Origin of the sequence: Nocardioides alcanivorans (genome assembly GCF_021555175.1) — a bacterium.
GTDB classification, from domain to species: Bacteria; Actinomycetota; Actinomycetes; order Propionibacteriales; family Nocardioidaceae; genus Nocardioides; species Nocardioides alcanivorans.
Window position 1 is genome coordinate 108,534 of the sequence record NZ_JAKGRW010000024.1, and the last position, 16,480, is coordinate 125,013.

At 71.9% G+C, this 16,480-nt stretch carries 12 protein-coding genes, 8 pseudogenes and 3 riboswitches; of the genes and pseudogenes, 16 read left to right on the forward strand and 4 right to left on the reverse strand.

Features of this window, described 5'->3' with window-relative positions:
* Nucleotides 1–56: 56 nt before the first annotated feature.
* Entirely contained in the window at nt 57–935 is an 879-nt protein-coding gene (locus L1066_RS13745) for a hypothetical protein (RefSeq protein WP_235736865.1), read from the reverse strand.
* A 93-nt stretch (nt 936–1,028) separates the two neighbouring features.
* Nucleotides 1,029–1,223, forward strand: a riboswitch (cobalamin riboswitch).
* 130 nt (nt 1,224–1,353) lie between these two features.
* On the opposite strand from L1066_RS13745, the pseudogene L1066_RS27770 reads away from it, so the two are divergent.
* From L1066_RS27770 to bluB, 6 genes and pseudogenes are all read left to right on the forward strand, one after another.
* Nucleotides 1,354–1,431 (forward strand): annotated as a pseudogene (locus tag L1066_RS27770) (ferredoxin-like domain-containing protein); the annotation flags it as partial.
* Between the two features lie 233 nt (nt 1,432–1,664).
* Nucleotides 1,665–2,039, forward strand: a complete 375-nt coding sequence (locus tag L1066_RS27775; protein ID WP_235736880.1) for a hypothetical protein — start codon at nt 1,665–1,667, stop codon at nt 2,037–2,039.
* Between the two features lie 95 nt (nt 2,040–2,134).
* Nucleotides 2,135–2,803: pseudogene (locus L1066_RS13760) on the forward strand (precorrin-8X methylmutase).
* Nucleotides 2,800–4,325 (forward strand): annotated as a pseudogene (locus L1066_RS28685) (precorrin-2 C(20)-methyltransferase). Before L1066_RS13760 ends, L1066_RS28685 begins: the two co-directional pseudogenes overlap by 4 nt.
* Complete coding sequence (locus L1066_RS13775; RefSeq protein ID WP_235736868.1) at nt 4,322–5,092, forward strand: cobalt-precorrin-4/precorrin-4 C(11)-methyltransferase; 771 nt, start codon at nt 4,322–4,324, stop codon at nt 5,090–5,092. The pseudogene L1066_RS28685 and the gene L1066_RS13775 overlap by 4 nt, the downstream one beginning before the upstream one ends.
* Nucleotides 5,092–5,712, forward strand: coding sequence for a 5,6-dimethylbenzimidazole synthase (gene bluB / locus L1066_RS13780; protein WP_235736869.1), 621 nt, complete (start codon nt 5,092–5,094; stop codon nt 5,710–5,712). The genes L1066_RS13775 and bluB overlap by 1 nt, the downstream gene beginning before the upstream one ends.
* A gap of 7 nt (nt 5,713–5,719) precedes the next feature.
* On the opposite strand, the gene L1066_RS13785 is transcribed toward bluB, so the two are convergent.
* On the reverse strand, nt 5,720–6,067 hold the full coding sequence (locus L1066_RS13785; RefSeq protein ID WP_235736870.1) for a VOC family protein: 348 nt from the start codon (nt 6,065–6,067) through the stop codon (nt 5,720–5,722).
* Nucleotides 6,068–6,124: 57 nt separating this feature from the next.
* Between L1066_RS13785 and L1066_RS28690 the strand changes: the two genes are divergently transcribed.
* Nucleotides 6,125–6,604 (forward strand): anthrone oxygenase family protein, encoded by a 480-nt coding sequence (locus L1066_RS28690; protein WP_249224815.1) that lies wholly within the window; start codon nt 6,125–6,127, stop codon nt 6,602–6,604.
* Nucleotides 6,605–6,701: 97 nt separating this feature from the next.
* On the opposite strand, the pseudogene cbiE reads toward L1066_RS28690, so the two are convergent.
* A pseudogene (gene cbiE / locus L1066_RS13795) lies at nt 6,702–7,949 on the reverse strand (precorrin-6y C5,15-methyltransferase (decarboxylating) subunit CbiE); the annotation flags it as partial.
* Nucleotides 7,950–7,974: 25 nt separating this feature from the next.
* Nucleotides 7,975–8,112, forward strand: a riboswitch (cobalamin riboswitch).
* A gap of 106 nt (nt 8,113–8,218) precedes the next feature.
* Here cbiE and L1066_RS13800 point away from each other — a divergent pair.
* The 8 genes and pseudogenes from L1066_RS13800 to L1066_RS13835 form a co-directional block, all read left to right on the forward strand.
* A pseudogene (locus L1066_RS13800) lies at nt 8,219–9,138 on the forward strand (magnesium chelatase ATPase subunit I); the annotation flags it as partial.
* A 63-nt stretch (nt 9,139–9,201) separates the two neighbouring features.
* A complete protein-coding gene (locus tag L1066_RS28695; protein ID WP_376707680.1) occupies nt 9,202–10,236 on the forward strand; it encodes a VWA domain-containing protein in 1,035 nt (344 codons plus the stop codon).
* Nucleotides 10,236–11,000, forward strand: a pseudogene (gene cobA, locus L1066_RS13810) (uroporphyrinogen-III C-methyltransferase). Before L1066_RS28695 ends, cobA begins: the two are co-directional and overlap by 1 nt.
* Nucleotides 11,000–11,613 (forward strand): annotated as a pseudogene (cobO, locus tag L1066_RS13815) (cob(I)yrinic acid a,c-diamide adenosyltransferase). Before cobA ends, cobO begins: the two co-directional pseudogenes overlap by 1 nt.
* Nucleotides 11,610–12,677 carry a cobyrinic acid a,c-diamide synthase CobB gene (locus L1066_RS13820; RefSeq protein WP_312007781.1) on the forward strand — a complete coding sequence of 356 codons (1,068 nt, stop codon included), beginning with the start codon at nt 11,610–11,612 and terminating at the stop codon, nt 12,675–12,677. Before cobO ends, L1066_RS13820 begins: the two are co-directional and overlap by 4 nt.
* A 415-nt stretch (nt 12,678–13,092) precedes the next feature.
* A pseudogene (locus tag L1066_RS27785) lies at nt 13,093–13,808 on the forward strand (aminotransferase class I/II-fold pyridoxal phosphate-dependent enzyme).
* Entirely contained in the window at nt 13,718–14,056 is a 339-nt protein-coding gene (locus L1066_RS26800; RefSeq protein ID WP_312007791.1) for an aminotransferase class I/II-fold pyridoxal phosphate-dependent enzyme, read from the forward strand. The pseudogene L1066_RS27785 and the gene L1066_RS26800 overlap by 91 nt, the downstream one beginning before the upstream one ends.
* Nucleotides 14,057–14,080: 24 nt before the next feature.
* On the forward strand, nt 14,081–14,893 hold the full coding sequence (locus L1066_RS13835; protein WP_235736873.1) for a CobD/CbiB family cobalamin biosynthesis protein: 813 nt from the start codon (nt 14,081–14,083) through the stop codon (nt 14,891–14,893).
* A gap of 91 nt (nt 14,894–14,984) precedes the next feature.
* Here L1066_RS13835 and L1066_RS13840 read toward each other — a convergent pair whose 3' ends face one another.
* Nucleotides 14,985–15,674 carry a (2Fe-2S) ferredoxin domain-containing protein gene (locus L1066_RS13840; protein WP_235736874.1) on the reverse strand — a complete coding sequence of 230 codons (690 nt, stop codon included), beginning with the start codon at nt 15,672–15,674 and terminating at the stop codon, nt 14,985–14,987.
* Between the two features lie 22 nt (nt 15,675–15,696).
* Nucleotides 15,697–15,884: riboswitch (cobalamin riboswitch) on the reverse strand.
* 277 nt (nt 15,885–16,161) lie between these two features.
* Between L1066_RS13840 and L1066_RS13845 the strand changes: the two genes are divergently transcribed.
* Nucleotides 16,162–16,293 carry a CbtB domain-containing protein gene (locus tag L1066_RS13845; protein ID WP_235736875.1) on the forward strand — a complete coding sequence of 44 codons (132 nt, stop codon included), beginning with the start codon at nt 16,162–16,164 and terminating at the stop codon, nt 16,291–16,293.
* The last annotated feature ends 187 nt before the right edge of the window (nt 16,294–16,480 follow it).

The window sequence follows — 16,480 nt, forward strand, 5'->3', positions numbered from 1 at the left end:
GCGACGCCACAGTGAAGGAGTGGTCGTTACGGCTACGTGACCTCCCGGTGCTGGCTTCAGCCGATCGGGAAATCGGGGTAACGCTCCTCGGCGTCCGGGTCGCGGATGCTGTCGGGGTCCGGCTCCATGACGACCGTGATCCCGGTGGGATGCGACTCCTCGTCGTCGCTGTGGACGATGACCGTGCCACCGACGACGGGCGCATCTCGCTTCGCGACCCGGATCTCCTCGGTCACCAGCCTGCCGGCCCGGGGCGGTACGTCGAGCCGGGCGGTGACGTTGAAGTGCAGCTCTTCGCCCGTGTAGGTGTTGAGCCACTCGATCTCGGTGACCGGCGCCCGCGTGCGGATGCCTCTCTCGCGCAACTCGACCCTGCGGAGGTGGGCGGCGTGACTGTGGCGGAGGTCCCACCTGAAGTAGCCGATGCCCAGCCCCGCCGCCAGGCAGGCGACGACTCCGAGACCTCCCAACGACAGCGCGATCCACCAGCGGGTGAAGCCCACGGCGGCCACCATCAGGCCGACGCCGATGCCCGCCATGCCGCTCAACGTGCCCACCAGCCCTGACGCGCCGCCACTGTCGCGCCAGGGTTCGCGGACCAAGGTCAGCTTGCCCAGACCGATGCCGAGCACCAGCGGCCCCAGGACCAGCGCCAGGACCCAGGGCGAGTCGATCGCCGGCCACGAGCTGTCGAAGAGTCCGGTGAGGACGGGATTGCGATCCTGGCCGCGCGGGCAGATGGTCGATCCCGCCGCGTCGGTGTGGCACTCGACGTCCCACAGCGGCAGCAGCAGGGCCACGGCCGCCCCCACCGCGATCGCCCACAGCCCGGCACCGGCCACCGCCGGCACGACGACGCTCCACCACCCGCCGCGGGGCTCCGGGAGCGGCGCGCGTCCTCGCCGTCGCGACGTACTGACCTGAGTTGGGGTCACCTGCACCTCCCGCGGCCCGAACCACCGTGAACTCCTTGGCTCCTGCAGGCTCTCACATCTGCTCGACCGGTCGAGGAGGCCCGGCCGAGGCGCGATAAGGTCACAGCAGCCAGTCGTACTCCGCCACAACGGGGTCAGGGAATCCGGTGCGAATCCGGAACTGACGCGCAGCGGTGAGGGGACGGGAGGGCACGCCGGAAACGGCAGCCACTGAGGTCGTTCGACCTTGGGAGAGCGTCCTCACCCGGTTGATCCGAGTCGAAGACCTGCTGGCCCTGGCGACAGCCGTCGTCGGGTCAAGGTGGGTCCCGCGTACGGGCCCGGACTCAGACAGGGTGAGTGACACCGGTGGACCGGATCCGAGGCCGACCGCTGCCCGGGCGCGCTGCGTCCGTGGCCCGCAGCCGACGGACTGCTCGTGCGGCTCAGGCTCCCCGGGGGCCGGGTCACGTCGACGCAGTTGCTGGCCCTGGCCGAGGTCGCGGACCAGTACGGCGACGGTCGCGTCCATGTCACCGGTCGCACCAACCTGCAGGTGCGCGCGATGCCCGCGGCGCCGGGCGAGGAGCTGCTCACCGAGCCGGCGCTGGCCGCACTGGAGGCGACCGGCCTGTTGCCGAGCCGGACCCACGACCTCGTGCGCAACGTGATGGCATCACCCCGGACCGGACTGGCCGGAGGCCAGGCTGATCTGCAGCCCGGTCGTCGCGGCACTCGACGCGATGCTGTGTGCGGATCCGGCGCTCCGGCGACCTGCCCGGACGCTTCCTCTTCGTGCTCGACGACGGCCACGAGGACCTGCTCGACCGTGCGGGTGACCTCGGGCTCGTTGCCCTGGACGAGGCGACGGCTCAGCTCCGCGTCGGTGACGGGTGGGGCGCGGTCGTGCCGCTCACGTCAGCCGCGCACGCGCTGGCCTCGCTCGCTCGCGACTTCGTGGCGCGACGCGGCCACGGGCCCGCCGCGGCCTGGCACGTGCAGGAGCTCACCGAGCCGCTTGCGCCCCTGAGTGCCGCCTCGCCGAGACTGCCGAAGCCGAGCCGCCCCCGCCGTACGGGCGCATCGCCGGCGGTTTCCACGAGGCCGTCCCCGACTCCGGCCTGAGCCGCGCAGCTGTCGAGACGACTCAGCGCGGCCGCCACCGAACTCATCGTCACCCCTTGGCGTGGCGTGCTCATCCCCGAGGAGCCCTCGTGACCATCTCGTCCGACCAACCCCGCCGCCCGGAGCGGCACTACCACTACGTCGACCGCGGCCCGGCGATCTATCTCGACTCCTTCGCCACCATCCGGCGCGAGGCCGACCTCTCGCGGGTGCCATCGAGCGCCGAGAAGGTGGCGGTGCGGATGATCCACGGCAGCGGACAGGTCGACCTCGTCGACGACCTCGTGGTGCATCCGGAGCTCGTCGCTGCGCGCGCGGCTCTCCAGGCCGGCGCGCCGATGCTGTGCGACGCGACGATGGTCGTGAAGGGGGTGACCCGCACTCGGCTGCCAGCCGACAACGAGGTGCTGTGCATGCTCAACGAACCCGAGGTGCCGGGGCTGGCTGCTGCCTGGGGGACGACGCGTACCGCGGCTGCGGTCTCCCTGTGGGAGCCACACCTCGAGGGGCGGTCGTCGCCATCGGCAACGCCCCCACCGCGCTCTTCCACCTGCTGGAGATGCTCGTCGACGGCGCACCGCGCCCGGCGGCGATCGTCGAGGTGTCCCGTCGGATTCATCGGCGCGGCCGAGTCGAAGCAGGCCCTGGAGGAGTTCCACGCCGTCCACGGCATCGACATCCCGTTCGTCACCGTGCGGGGTCGTCGCGGTGGCTCCGCGATGACGTCGTCAGCACTCAACGCACTGGCCCAGGAGCAGGAATGAGCGTCGAAGCGACCACGAGGGCAGGGCACTTCGCCGGCGTCGGCGTCGGGCCGGGTGACCCCGAGCTGATCACCCGCAAAGCGGCGAGGCTCATCGAGAACGCGGACGTGATCGCCTACCACGCAGCGCGCGGCAAGGCCTCCAACGCCCGGCGGATCGCGGCCGATCTCTTCCCCGCGGGCGCGATCGAGGAGGAGCTGACCTACCCCGTCACCACCGGGACGACCGCCCACCCGGGTGGCTATGCAGGGGCGCTGGCCGACTTCTACGAGGAGTCGGCCAGACGGCTGGCCGACCATCTCGACGCCGGACGCGACGTGGTGCTCCTGTCCGAGGGTGATCCGCTCTTCTACGGCTCCTACATGTACATGCACGACCGGCTGGCGCTGGACTACGACACCGAGGTGGTGCCCGGGGTACCGGCCTTCCTGGCGGCGACGGCGGCTGTCGCCTCGCCCCTGGTCCGGCAGACCGACGTGCTCACGGTGCTGCCCGGCACGTTGCCCGAACCCGAGTTGGCTCGCCGCCTGGCCGACACCGACGGCGCGATCATCATGAAGCTGGGGCGCACCTTCCCAGCGGTACGCCGCGCACTCGCCGCAGCGGGCCGGCTCGAGCACGCGCTGTATGTCGAGCGGGCCTCGATGCCCGAGGCACGTTGGCTACCGGTGGCCGATGTCGACGAGCGTTCGGTGCCCTACTTCTCACTCATCGTCGTGACCGGCGACAGCCTCAACGGTCGGCGCTCACGTGACGAGCAGGCGTCGGTGGCGGGCTCGTCGACGTGTGCCGATGCCCGCGAGCTGCTGGTCGTCGGGCTCGGCCCCGGCCCGGACGGCTGGCTCACCCCGAGGTGAGTGCCGCGCTCGCCGAGGTCGATCACGTGGTCGGCTACGCGCCGTACGTCCACCGGGTGCCGCAGCGGGAGGGGCTCACCCGGCACGCGTCGGGCAACACGGTCGAGGTGGACCGCGCGGCCTTCGCGCTCGATCTGGCGCGACGTGGCGAGCGGGTGGCCGTCGTCTCCGGGGGTGATGCCGGTGTCTTCGGCATGGCCGCCGCCGTGTTCGAGGCCGCCGAGGACCCGGCGTACGCGGGTGTTGCGGTGCGGGTGTTGCCGGGAGTGAGCGCGGTGCAGGCAGTGGCGGCGCGGGCGGGTGCCCCCGTGGGAGCCGACTTCGCGGTGATGAGTCTCTCCGACCGCCTCAAGCCGTGGGAGGTCGTCGAGAAGCGACTGCGCGCGGTCGCTGAGGCCGACCTGGTGCTCGCGATCTACAACCCGGCCTCGCGCAGCCGCCGCGAGCAGATCGCGATGGCGTGCAAGGTGCTGCTCGAGCACAAGTCCGCGGAGACGGTCGTGGTGGTGGGACGCGACGTGGGACGCGCCGAGGAGTCGCTGAGCGTGACGACGTTGGGCGAGCTCGATCCGCCGAGCATCGACATGAAGTGCCTGCTGATCGTGGGAGCGTCGTCGACGCGGGTCTCGCCCGCGGGTGTCTGGACGCCGAGGTTCGTGCGATGACCGTGCACTTCGTCGGGGCCGGCCCCGGGGCAGCCGACCTGTTGACGGTGCGGGCGACGCGGCTCTTGGCCACGGCCGACCTGGTGCTGTATCCGGGCACCTACCTGGATCCCGAGGTGTTGGCGCACTGCGGCCCGCGGGCGAGACTGGTGGACACCCAAGGGCTCGACCTCGACGAGATCACCGAGTTCCTGGTCGCCGCTTCGCGGGCCGGCGAGCGGGTGGTGCGACTGACCTCGGGCGACCCGTCGCTCTATTCAGCGCTGCACGAACAGACCGCCCGACTGACCGCGGCCGGAGTTGCGTGGCAGGTCACGCCCGGGGTGCCGGCGTACGCCGCCGCGGCTGCGCGGGTGGGCAACGAGCTGACGGTGCCGCTCGTCGCGCAGTCCGTGGTGTTGACCCGGACCCGGGCGCGCTCGACGGCCATGGGTGCGGGGGAGTCGTTGGCGGAGTTCGCCGCCACCGGAGCCACGCTGGTGCTGCACCTGGCGATCACCCGAACCGGTGAGCTGATGGAGGAGTTGGCACCGATCGTCGGCGCCGACTGCCCGGTCGTGGTGGTGCACCGCGCCAGCCAGCCGGAGGAACTGGTCCTCCGGGGCACGGTCGGGACCATCGCGCCGTTGGTCGCGGAGGCCGGATTGCGCCAGGCTGCTGTCATCCTGGTGGGGCGGGCGCTCGAGGCAGGCGACGCGGGCGAGTCGTATCTCTACAGCGCTGATCGTGAGCGAGGAGCCGGACGAGCGACGGAGGTTGGTTGCTAGTGGATCTCTACGAGGCCATCGCACGGCGCCGTGACACCCGGGCGGAGTTCACCGGGGAGCCGATCGACCCCGACGTGTTGGGCCGCATCCTTGAGGCGGCCAACCGGGCGCCGAGCGTGGGGATGTCGCAGCCGTGGGTCTTCGTGACGGTGCGGCAGCGCGCCACCTTGGAGTCGTTCCGGTCGCACGTGCTCGAAGAGCGGGCGGTCTTTGCCGCTGGGCTGGAGGGCGAGCGGGACTCGACGTTCTCACGCGTCAAGGTCGAAGGAATCTGCGAATCGGGTCTCGGCATCGTCGTCGGCTACGACCCGACGACGGCAGGCGAGCAGGTGCTCGGTCGCCATGCGATCGCCGACGCCGGGCTCTATTCGGTGTGTCTGGCGATCCAGAACCTGTGGCTCGCGGCGACGGCAGAGGGGATCGGGGTCGGGTGGGTGAGCTTCTACCGCGAGGCCGTGCTGTCGTCCCTCGTGGGCTTCCCGCCGCACATCAGGCCCGTGGCCTGGCTCTGCGTGGGCACTGTGGCATCGCTGCCCGAGGTGCCGGACCTGGAGCGCTTCGGCTGGCGTGGGCGCAGTCCCTTGTCCGCGGCCCTCCACGACGAGCGCTACGCCGGCTGACCCATGCTCACGCCGTGTGGCTGCCGACGTTGACGACGCGGCCGTCGCTGGCCCGGTAGAAGAACCGCGTGACGCCCCAGGGCTCGGCCGTCAGCGGATGCAGGATCTCCATGCCCGCGGTCTGAGCTCGGGCGAGGGCTTCTTCGACGTCGTCGACGAAGACGGAGACGTCCGGGTTGACCGGGGCCGTTGCGTCGGCGGTGATCAGGCTGAGTTGGTGGCCCTCGTCGTCGCCCAGGGTCACGATCCAGCCGTGATCCATCAGCACCCGCAGGCCGAGCACGCGCGCGTGCTCGGCCACCGCGCTCGGCAGGTCGGTCACGGTGAGGTTCGGTACGACGCGATCGATGTGCATCCCTGCATCCAACCCGATGAGGTGGCCGGAGCGCCGCCCATGGGGTCGAATGGGCACATGACGATGCTCGGCACGGCAGTCCTGGTCGGTTCGATCCTTGCGACGGCGATGGCATCCGGACTGCTGTACTCGTTCGCGCACTCCGTCATGCCGGGGCTCGGCACGTTGGATGACCGGGAGTTCCTGACCGCCTTCCAACGGATCGACGCCGCCATCTACAACCCGTGGATGATGTCGACCTTCGTCGGCAGTCCCGTGCTCACCGTCGCCGCCCTGGTGCTGTACCTCCTGGACGGAAATGGCGCCGTGGGGTGGTTGGCGGTCGCGCTGGTGCTGACGATCGCGACCGTGATCATCACCGGGGCGGTTCACCTGCCGCTGAACGCGGCTACCCAGGACGCGGCCCCGGAGTTCCTTGACGCAGGGCGGCTCCGCTCTCGGTTCGAGACGCGTTGGGTGCGTTGGAACGTCGTACGCACCGTGACCTCGATCGGCTCCCTCGCCGCGTTGTGCGGAGCCCTGCTCGCTGGGCGTTGACCGGCAGGGTCACAACCGCGCGCCCTCGGCGGCTATTCGGGCGCCCTCGGCGGGTTTCCGGGCGCCCTCGGCGGGGCTCAGGGGTGCGGGTGAGTGCCCACTGGGTGACGGTGCGGGCCGGGGTCCAGCCGGTGAAGGTGCCGACGGGCGCGGTGGTCTCGACGGCGATCCGGGTGAGTTCGCCCCCGTGGGTCCGATGGGCGGCCGCCAGGAGCTGCTCGGTCTCGAGGGTGACACCGTGGACGACCAGCCGGCCGCCCGGGCGGAGCGCGGTGAGGCAGGTGTCGAGGACGCCAGGGCGGGTGGCGCCGCCGCCGACGAAGATCGCGTCGGGCGCATCGAGGCCGGTGAGGGCGTCGGGAGCGCGGCCCTGGAGCACCTGCAGGTCAGGCACGCCCAGTCGGGTGGCGTTGCGGGTGATCCGGGCAGCGCGCTCGGGGTCGGCCTCGACCGCCGACGTCCGACAGGTCGGGTGGGCGCGCATCCATTCGATGCCGACCGACCCGGCCCCGGCGCCCACGTCCCACAGCAGCTGTCCGGGTGCGGGCCCGAGCCTCGCCAGCGCAGACGCGCGGAGGTCGCGCTTGGTCAGCTGACCGTCGTGCTCGAAGGCGTCGTCGGACAGGCCCGCCACCCATGCGGACCGCCATTCGCCGGTGTGCTCGGGTATCTCGACGGCCAGCACATGCAGGGGAGGTACGTCGCTGGGCGGTGCCGCGGCCCACTCACGGGCGGTTCCTGCGCGCCGTGACTCGCTGGGTGCACCGAGGTCGCCGAGCACGGTGATCGCAGCATGGCCCTGCCCCGCTGCGTCAAGGAGATCGGCGACGATCCCGGGCGTCTCGGCGCCGGAGGTGAGCAGGAGCATCCGGCGGCCGGGAGCAACCTCGCGCAGCAGGCGCGCCTCATGGCGGCCGACCAGCGTGACCACCACCGACTCTTCGGCCGACCAGAGCATCCGCGCCCTGGCCAGCGCCACCGAGGAGATCGCCGGGACCACGCGCACCGCATCGGCGCCGAGAAGCCGCACGAGCGTCGTACCGATGCCGGAGACCAGCGGATCGCCCGAAGCGAGGGCCACGACCCGGCGGCCATGCAGTCGCTCCAACAACGGCGGCAGCCCGGACGCCAGCGGCGAGGGCCACGACAATCGTTCCTGATCGGGGCCGCTCGGCACCAGAGCCAGGTGACGGCTGCCGCCGAGCACCACCTCTGCGTCGCGGACGAGCCCCGCGGCGGTCGTGTCGAGGGTGCCGTCCGCATCCACGCCGACCACGGTCACCACGGGGCCACCGCGAGGGGGTGTCGAATCGTCCACGGGACGGGAGGCTATCGTCTGCCACACGTGAGGTGCCCTTGCGCCCAAGCCATCGGAGACGGTGGCGTCGGGCAATGGGGAGAATCTGGGAAGCCGGTGAGATTCCGGCACAGGCCCGCTGCGGTGAACCGAGCACTCCGTCAGGTGTGACTCGCCAAGTCCGAAGACCGGCCTCGCGCAAAGCCAAGCAATCTGGCCTACGAGCGGGAGCCTCACACGTGCCACTGAACTATCCATTCTCTGCCGTCGTCGGCTGCGCGTTCGACGATGCTGCGGCGGCCTCCGGCCTCGACGACATGGGCCTCGCCCTGGTGCTGACCTCGATCAGCCCCGAGATCGGCGGTGTCCTGGTGCGTGGCGAGAAGGGCACCGCGAAGTCGACCACGGTACGTGCGCTTGCCGAGGTGCTGCCGTGGATCGACGTGCACGAGGGCGATCGGTTCTCCGCCGACCCCCACGACGGTGACGCGGCGTCACCTGACCCGGCCTTCGGCACGGCGCAGGTGGTCAGTCGCCCGGTCCGACTGGTCGAGTTGCCTGTCGGTGCCACCGAGGACCGGGTGTTGGGCTCGCTCAACCTGGAGAAGGCCCTCACCGCAGGCTCGGTCGAGTTCGAGCCCGGACTGCTGGCGCGCGCCCATCGCGGGGTGCTCTACGTCGACGAGGTCAACCTGCTCCACGACCATCTCGTCGACCTGCTCCTCGACGCGGCGGCCACCGGCCAGGTCACCGTCGAGCGCGACGGGGTCTCGCTCGGCCACCGGGCCCGCTTCATCCTCATCGGCACCATGAACCCCGAGGAGGGGAGCTCCGCCCGCAGCTCCTTGACCGCTTCGGGCTCACCGTCGAGGTGGCGGCGCCACGAGATCCCGCCCTGCGGGTCGAGGTCGTACGTCGCCGCCTCGCCTTCGACCGCGACCCGGCGGGATTCGCCGAGCGCTACGAAGCCGAGCAGGACGAGCTGACCCGTCGCATCGCCGGAGCCCGGGGACGCATCGACGCCGTGGTGCTGGGTGATCGGGCGATGCTGAAGATCGCGGAGGTCTGCGCGGCCTTCGAGGTCGACGGCCTGCGTGCCGACATCGTCACCGCCCGCACCGCAGTCGCCCACGCTGCGTGGGTGGGGCGACGCCACGTGACCCGTGCCGACATCCGGGTGGCCGCCCTGCTGGCGCTGCCGCACCGCCGGCGCCGCAACCCCTTCGACGCACCCGGGCTCGACGAGGAGCTCCTCGACCAGGTGCTCGGCGACGACGAGCTGCCCGACCCCCGGAGCCCGATGCTCCCGCCGACCCGCCGTCGGACGGAGACGGAGACGGTGACGGCCGCGAAGACGACGTCGACACCGCACCTGAGGACCCGTCGGTGCCACCGTCGAGTCAGGACGAGCCCGAGCATCCGCGCGACACCGCCGACGAGCCGGCGCCCGAGAGGGCCGACGAGGGTGAGCCCGTCCCAGCGCCCCGACCCCCGAGACGCCGGGGCCGGGCAGCACCGTGAAGGCGGACACCGCCTACCGCCCGCGGCTGTTCACCGTCGACGGGGTGGGACAGGGCACCCCGGACGTCGCAGCCGCGCGCTCGGCAGCACCGGTCGCCGGATCGGTGCCACCGCCGGGAGCACGTCGGGATCACTGCACCTGGTGGAGACCCTGCGTGCGGCGGCCGGACGCCACGTGGTCGACACCGCGCGCCCGGGAGTGGCCGGTGGGCGCGTCACGATCGAGGCAGCGGATCTGCGCACCGCCGTGCGCGAGGGCCGCGAGGCCAACCTGTTGCTCTTCTGCGTCGACGCCTCGGGCTCGATGGCAGCGCGGCGCCGGATGACGCAGGTGAAGACCGCCATCCTGTCGCTGCTCACCGACGCCTACCGCCGTCGCGACAAGGTCGCGATGATCAGCTTCCGCGGCTCCGCGGCCGAGCTCACCCTCCCACCCACGGGCTCCGTCGACGTCGCGGCAGCGCTCCTCGACGATCTGCCTGCCGGTGGGCGCACCCCGCTGGCCGAGGCGCTGCTGGAGGCGAGCTCCGTCGTACGCCGGGAGCGGTTGCGGGACGCACGGCTGCGCCCGTTGCTGCTCGTGGTGACCGACGGTCGCGCCACCTGGGGGCCGGATGCCGTCGGCCGCTCTCGGTTGGCGGCCGAACACGTTGCCGCCCTCGGGGTGCCCAGCGTGGTCGTGGACTGTGAGGAGGGACCGCTGCGGCTCGGGCTCGCGGCCACTCTCTCCGGCCACCTGCGGGCCGAGCACGTGCCGATGGCGCGGATCAGTGCCACCGGCCTGGTCGACGTGGTGACGGGACGGGTGGCCTGATGAGCACCTGGGAAGAGCTCCGGCACGGCACCGTCGTGCTGGTCGGCGGCGGGCCGGGTGATCCCGGACTGATGACGGTCGCCGGCCGTGCGGCGGTGGAGCAGGCCGACGTACTGCTCGTCGACCATCTCGCTCCCCAGGCGGCGCTCGCCTGGGCCCGACCCGAAGCACTCGTGCTCGACGTGGCCTAGCTGCCCCGCGGCGACTTCACCCCGCAGGAGCGGATCAACGAGCTGCTGATCGAGCACGCCCGCGCCGGACGTCGCGTGGTGCGGCTCAAGGGCGGCGACGGCTTCGTCTTCGGACGGGGCATGGAGGAGCTCATCGCGTGCACCGCGGCTGGACTCCCGGTCCGCGTGATCCCCGGTGTCACCGCATCGGTCAGCGTGCCCGCGCTCGGTGGCATCCCGGTGACCCACCGTGGACTGGTCCAGGGGTTCAGCGTGATCTCCGGACACCTCCCACCCGGCCATCCGGACTCGACCCTCGACTACCGGGCACTGGCCCAGTCGGGCACGACCCTGGTGGTGCTCATGGGCGTCGCCACCCTGCCGGCCGTCGTGGCAGCGCTGCTCGAGCACGGGCTGGCCGCCGAGACCCCGGCGGCCGTGGTGGCCCGCGGTGGCCTGCCCGACCAAGAGGTCGTCTCCGCACCGCTGCACCAGATCGCCGAGCGCGCCGCCCACCTCGGCACTCCGGCCGTCACCGTCATCGGTGACGTGGCCCGCTTCGCCACGTCCCAGCTCCTCGAGGAGGTCATCTGATGCCCCAGGGCCAGCCGCTCACCGTCCCCGAGGACGGCCTCACCACCCGCCAGCGACGCAACCGACCGCTGGTCATGGTGCACACCGGTGACGGCAAGGGAAGTCGACCGCCGCCTTCGGACTGGCGATCCGCGCCTGGAACCAGGGCTGGGACATCGGCGTCTTCCAGTTCGTGAAGTCGGCCAAGTGGCGCATCGGCGAGCAGACGGTGCTCGAACGGCTCGGCGCGCTGCACGAGGAGACCGGAGAGGGCGGCCCCGTCGAGTGGCACAAGATGGGCGCCGGCTGGTCGTGGACCAAGAAGCAGGGCGACGAGGAGGACCACGCGCGCACCGCAGCCGAGGGTTGGCAGGAGATCAAGCGTCGGCTCACGGCGGAGACCCACGACCTCTACGTGCTCGACGAGTTCACCTATCCGATCGCGTGGGGGTGGGTCGACCTCGATGACGTCGTCACCACGCTGCGCGAGCGCCCCGGACGCCAGTACGTCGTCATCACCGGCCGCAGGGCCGCGCCGGAACTCCTCGAGGTTGCGGACCTCGTCACCGAGATGGCGAAGATCAAGCACCCCATGGACGCCGGTCAGAAGGGGCAGCGAGGCATCGAGTGGTGAGCGTGCCCCCGGCCACCCACCTGCCGCGCATCGCGGTCGCTGCCCCATCGACCGGGCAGGGCAAGACCACCGTGGCCACGGGGCTGATGGCGGCCTTGGGCGCCCGTGGCCTGACGGTCTCCGGCCACAAGGTCGGCCCGGACTACATCGACCCCGGCTACCACGCCCTGGCGACCGGACGCCCCGGACGCAACCTCGACCCGCACCTCGTGGGGAGGGAGCGGGTGGCGCCGCTGCTCCTGCACGGTGCCCGTGGCGCCGACGTGGCGATCATCGAGGGCGTCATGGGGCTGCACGACGGTCGCATCGGCACGGACGGGTTCGCCTCGACCGCCCATGTGGCCGCCCTCACCCGGACGCCGGTCGTGCTGGTCGTCGACATCGCCCGGATGTCGCGCTCCGTCGGTGCCGTGGTGGCGGGAATGGCCGCCTACGACCCGGAGGTCGACGTCGTCGGCGTCGTCCTCAACCGTGCCGGTTCGGCACGCAACGTCGCCGAGATCGAGCGCAGCCTGCGGCTGCCGGTCCTCGGCGTGGTGCCTCGTGACGAGTCGATCACCTCGCCGTCACGGCACCTGGGACTGGTGCCCGCAGCGGAACGGCACGACGCCGCGGAGGTCGTTGCGCGCCTCGGCGAGCACATCGCCCGCCACGTCGACCTCGACGCGGTGCTGGAGGCAGCCGGCTCGGCCCCGGCGCTTGTTGCCCAGCCCTGGGAACCGTCGACACAGGTACATCGGGTGACGGACGCGGCACCCGTCGTGGCGATGGCTGCTGGCCGCGCGTTCACGTTCTCCTACGCCGAGCACGAAGAGCTGCTGACGGCAGCGGGATGCCGCGTCGTCCACTTCGATCCACTCCACGATGCGTGCCTGCCCGAGGGCACCCGGGCGCTGCTCCTCGGCGGAGGCTTCCCGAGGTGCGTGCGCACCAGCTCGCCCGCAACCGGTCGCTGCTCGCGCAGGTCCGGGAGGCCGTGGCGAGCGGGACGCCCACGGTCGCCGAGTGTGCCGGGTTCCTCTACCTGCTCGATTCACTCGACGGCGCCACCATGGCGGGCGTGATCCACACCAGCGCAGGCATGGGGAGCGGCTCACCCTGCGCTATCCCGAGGCCGTCGCGGCGAGCGACAACCTGCTGACGCGTGCCGGCGAGAGCGTCCGCGGGCACGAGTTCCATCGCACTACGCTGACCGGACCTGCCCGGGGGTGGCCGCCGGCGTGGGACGTGGACGGGGAGCTCATCGGCGTCGCCACCTCGACCGTGCACGCCTCCTACCTGCACGTGCACTGGGCAGGGCAACCCCTGCACGCACAGCGGTTCGCCGAGGCTGCTGCTGCGGCCGCCCCGATCGCAGCGCGAACCGCAGCGGTCACGGTGATCCCGCGTGACGTCGTACCGGATCCGGCGGTGACCCAGCCGCTGCTCCACCACGGTGATCGCGAGACCGGCGGCGGGCTCGTCGACTTCGCCGTCAACGTGCATCCGGAGCCCCGACCGGCATGGCTCGAGCAGGCGCTGCGGGACGGGGTACGCCGCTCCACCGCCTATCCCGACGTCACTCCGGCGCGCGAGGCCATCGCCGAACTGCACCACCGCCGGCCCGACGAGGTGCTCGTGACGGCGGGCGCGGCGGAGGCGTTCGAACTCGTGGCGCGGTGGAAGCCGTGGCGCCACGCCGTGGTCGTGCATCCCCAGTTCACCGAACCGCACGCCGCCCTCGAACGCGCCGGTCACCAGGTGAGCGTCGTGCAGTGCCGGGCCGAGGACGGCTACCGGCTGGACCCGGCGGCGGTGCCCGAGGACGCCGACCTCGTGGTGCTGGGAAATCCCACCAATCCGACGGGCGTGCTGCATCCGAGGAGGACATCCTCGCGCTGCGCCGGCCGAAGCGGGTCGTCGTGGTCGACGAGGCGTTCATGGACGCAGTGGGTGCCGACGACGCGTCGCTGGCCGGTGACCGTCGGCGTGGACTGCTGGTGGTGCGCAGCCTCACCAAGCACTGGTCGATCCCCGGCATCCGCGCGGGCTACGTGCTCGGCAACGACCGGGCGATCGCAGGTCTGGGCGCCAAGCAGATCCCTGGTCGGTCTCGACCCCGGCGATCGAGGCCACCGTTGCCTGCGCCAGTGGGGAGGCGCGGTCCGAAGGAGCTCGCCGGGCCGGGCGACTGGCGCAGTGGCGGGCCGAGGTGACTCGTGAGCTCGAGGCCCGTGGCATCGAGGTGGTGCCCTCACGGACGTCGTTCGTGCTGGCTCGGCTCGGCCCGGGCACTCGCCAGCTGCTGCGTGAGCACGGCATCGCCGTACGTCGTGCCGACACCTTCCCGGGCCTCGACGACGGGTGGGTGCGGATCGCGGTCCGGCCGCCCGAGACCACGGCACTGTTGTTGGAGGAGCTCGACGCAGTGCTCGGCGCCGCGGCAGCTGAACGCGGCGCATGAACGGCAGCCGCGCGGCTCGGACTGGTGCTCGGCTTTGCTGCCGATCGACTCCTGGGTGACCCCCAACGGGGCCATCCCGTTGCCGTGTTCGGCACCGTGGCGGGGCGGCTCGAATCCCACCTGCATGCCGACTCGCGAGCCCGCGGGACGCTGCACGTGTCGCTGCTGGTGGGCGGGTGCGTCGCGCTCGGATGGGGCGTGGAACGGGTCACCGGCGGCCGCTCCTGCGCCCACACGTTGGTGACCGCGCTGGCGACCTGGACCGTGCTCGGTGGCCGCAGCCTCGAACAGGAGGCGCTCGCCGTGCACGCCTTCCTGGCGGCTGACGACCTGCCGGGGCCCGGGTCCCGCCTCACCCACCTGGCGGGCCGCGACCCGCGGAACCTGTCGGCGGCGGAGGTGGCCCGGGCCGTGGTCGAGTCGGTGGCGGAGAACACCTCGGACGCCGTGACCGCCCCGCTGGCCTGGGGGGCCGTGGCCGGGGTCCCGGGGCTGCTGGCACACCGGGCCGTCAACACCCTGGACGCCATGGTCGGTCACCACAACACGCGCTACGAGCGCTTCGGCTGGGCAGCTGCCCGACTGGACGACGTGATGAACCTCCCGGGGTCGCGACTGGCGGGGTTGGCGGTGCTTGCGGCAGCACCGCGTCGCGCGGGCCTGGCGTGGCGCGCGTGGCGCCGGGATGCACGCGGCCACCCGAGCCCCAACGGGGGCGTGGTGGAGGCGGCCTTCGCAGGTTCGCTGGGCATCACGCTGCGGCGGCACCAACCGCTACGGCCACCGGGTCGAGCACCGCCCGACCATGGGATCGGGACGCAGCGCGGACCCGGGTGATGTGCCGCGCAGCACCGACCTGGCGCGACGCGTGGATCGGATAGCCCTGGCCGTCGCGGTTGGTGTCACCGCGATCCTGTCAGCGCGGCGCTCACGCTCCGCGGCGTCGCGGTAGCCGGGCCTCGGCCACCGGGACCCCACTCACCAGGTGCTCGGCCACGATGCGCTCGGCGGTCGGGGCGTCGACACGTCCGTACCAGACGTCGTCGGGCTGGACGCTCAGCACCGGAGCCTGGTTGCAGGGGAACTGACAGCCGGTGTGCGTGACCAGCACGTCGTCGTCGCCCAGCCCCTGCCGCATCAGGGCGATCACCAGACCCCGCGTCGCCTCCTCGACCCCGAGCGCGGTGCAGCGAGGACCGCGGCAGACGAGCACCTGGTGCCGGTGCTCCGGCACGTCCTCCCACGCGGCTGAGGTCAGGCCCGCACCACCATGGGTGATGGGGCGGGCCAGGTCGACGAGTGCCGACCACTCGTCGGGGTCGGAGAGGAAGCCGGGTGCGGTGGCCACCTCCGGCGCGCACTCGCCGTACGTGCGCCACCAGTCGGCGGCGATCCGGCGCAACCAGGAGACGCCCGGTCCGTCGATCCCGCCGGACACCCCCACCAGCACGATGCGCGTCTCACCGGCCACGGCGAGCTGGTCCAGCACCTGACCCAAGGACGGCGACGCCAGCTGCAGGAAGGCGGGTTCGGCACCGAGCCGGGCGGCCAGGGCGAACAGTTCGAGACGCCGGGCGGCGTCGGTGGGGGACGTGCCCACCAGGACATGAGCGGTCATCGGAGTTCTCCCAACACCTCGTGGACGTGAACACGCCGTGGCCGGTCTCCTGGCTCGCGCATCGTCACGCGACGACCGACCTTCCCGGGTCTGCACCCAGTGGTCCCGATGCCTGCGCATCGGTGTGGTCGTCGAACTCCACGCTCACAGTGGCGAGGGCCGCGCCGGTCTTCCACCGGCTTCCCGTGCACCACGGCAACGGCAACGTACCAGTTCGCGGGACTGGTTCCGGCGGCGGTTCGCGGGGCGTATCGTGACGTCAGCGAATGCCATGGAAGTCGGTGTGAATCCGGCACAGTCGCGCTGCTGTGACACCGCCCGGGCGGTGAAGTCAGACCCAGGCGTTCGTCCAACTCACCCAACCAGGGCGCATCACCCTGAGGAGAACAATGTCGCAGAATGCTGCCGCGCCGATCGCCGGCGCCGAATTCCCCACTGTCGAATTGCCCACCGTCGACCTGCGCGAACTCGCCCCTGGGCGTTCTTCGTGGGGCTGCTCGGGCTGCTGGTCATCTTCTTCGTGAGCGCCGACCAGGGCGCGATCTCGATCCCGGCCGGCACTGCGATCCACGAGTGGGTCCACGATGGTCGTCACCTGCTCGGCTATCCCTGCCACTGAGGCTCGCCGACCCTGAGTACCTGCCGCTCGTGATCGGGCGGCTTCCGGCCGACCCCTGACGTGGGGTGTCGACCCGCCGTGCCGTCGCACGGCCTCCTTGACGACCACAGAATCTGGAATCACACGTGAACGCACGAACTTTCCTGGTCCGCGGGCTGCTCGCGGGCCTCATTGCAGGCATCTTCGC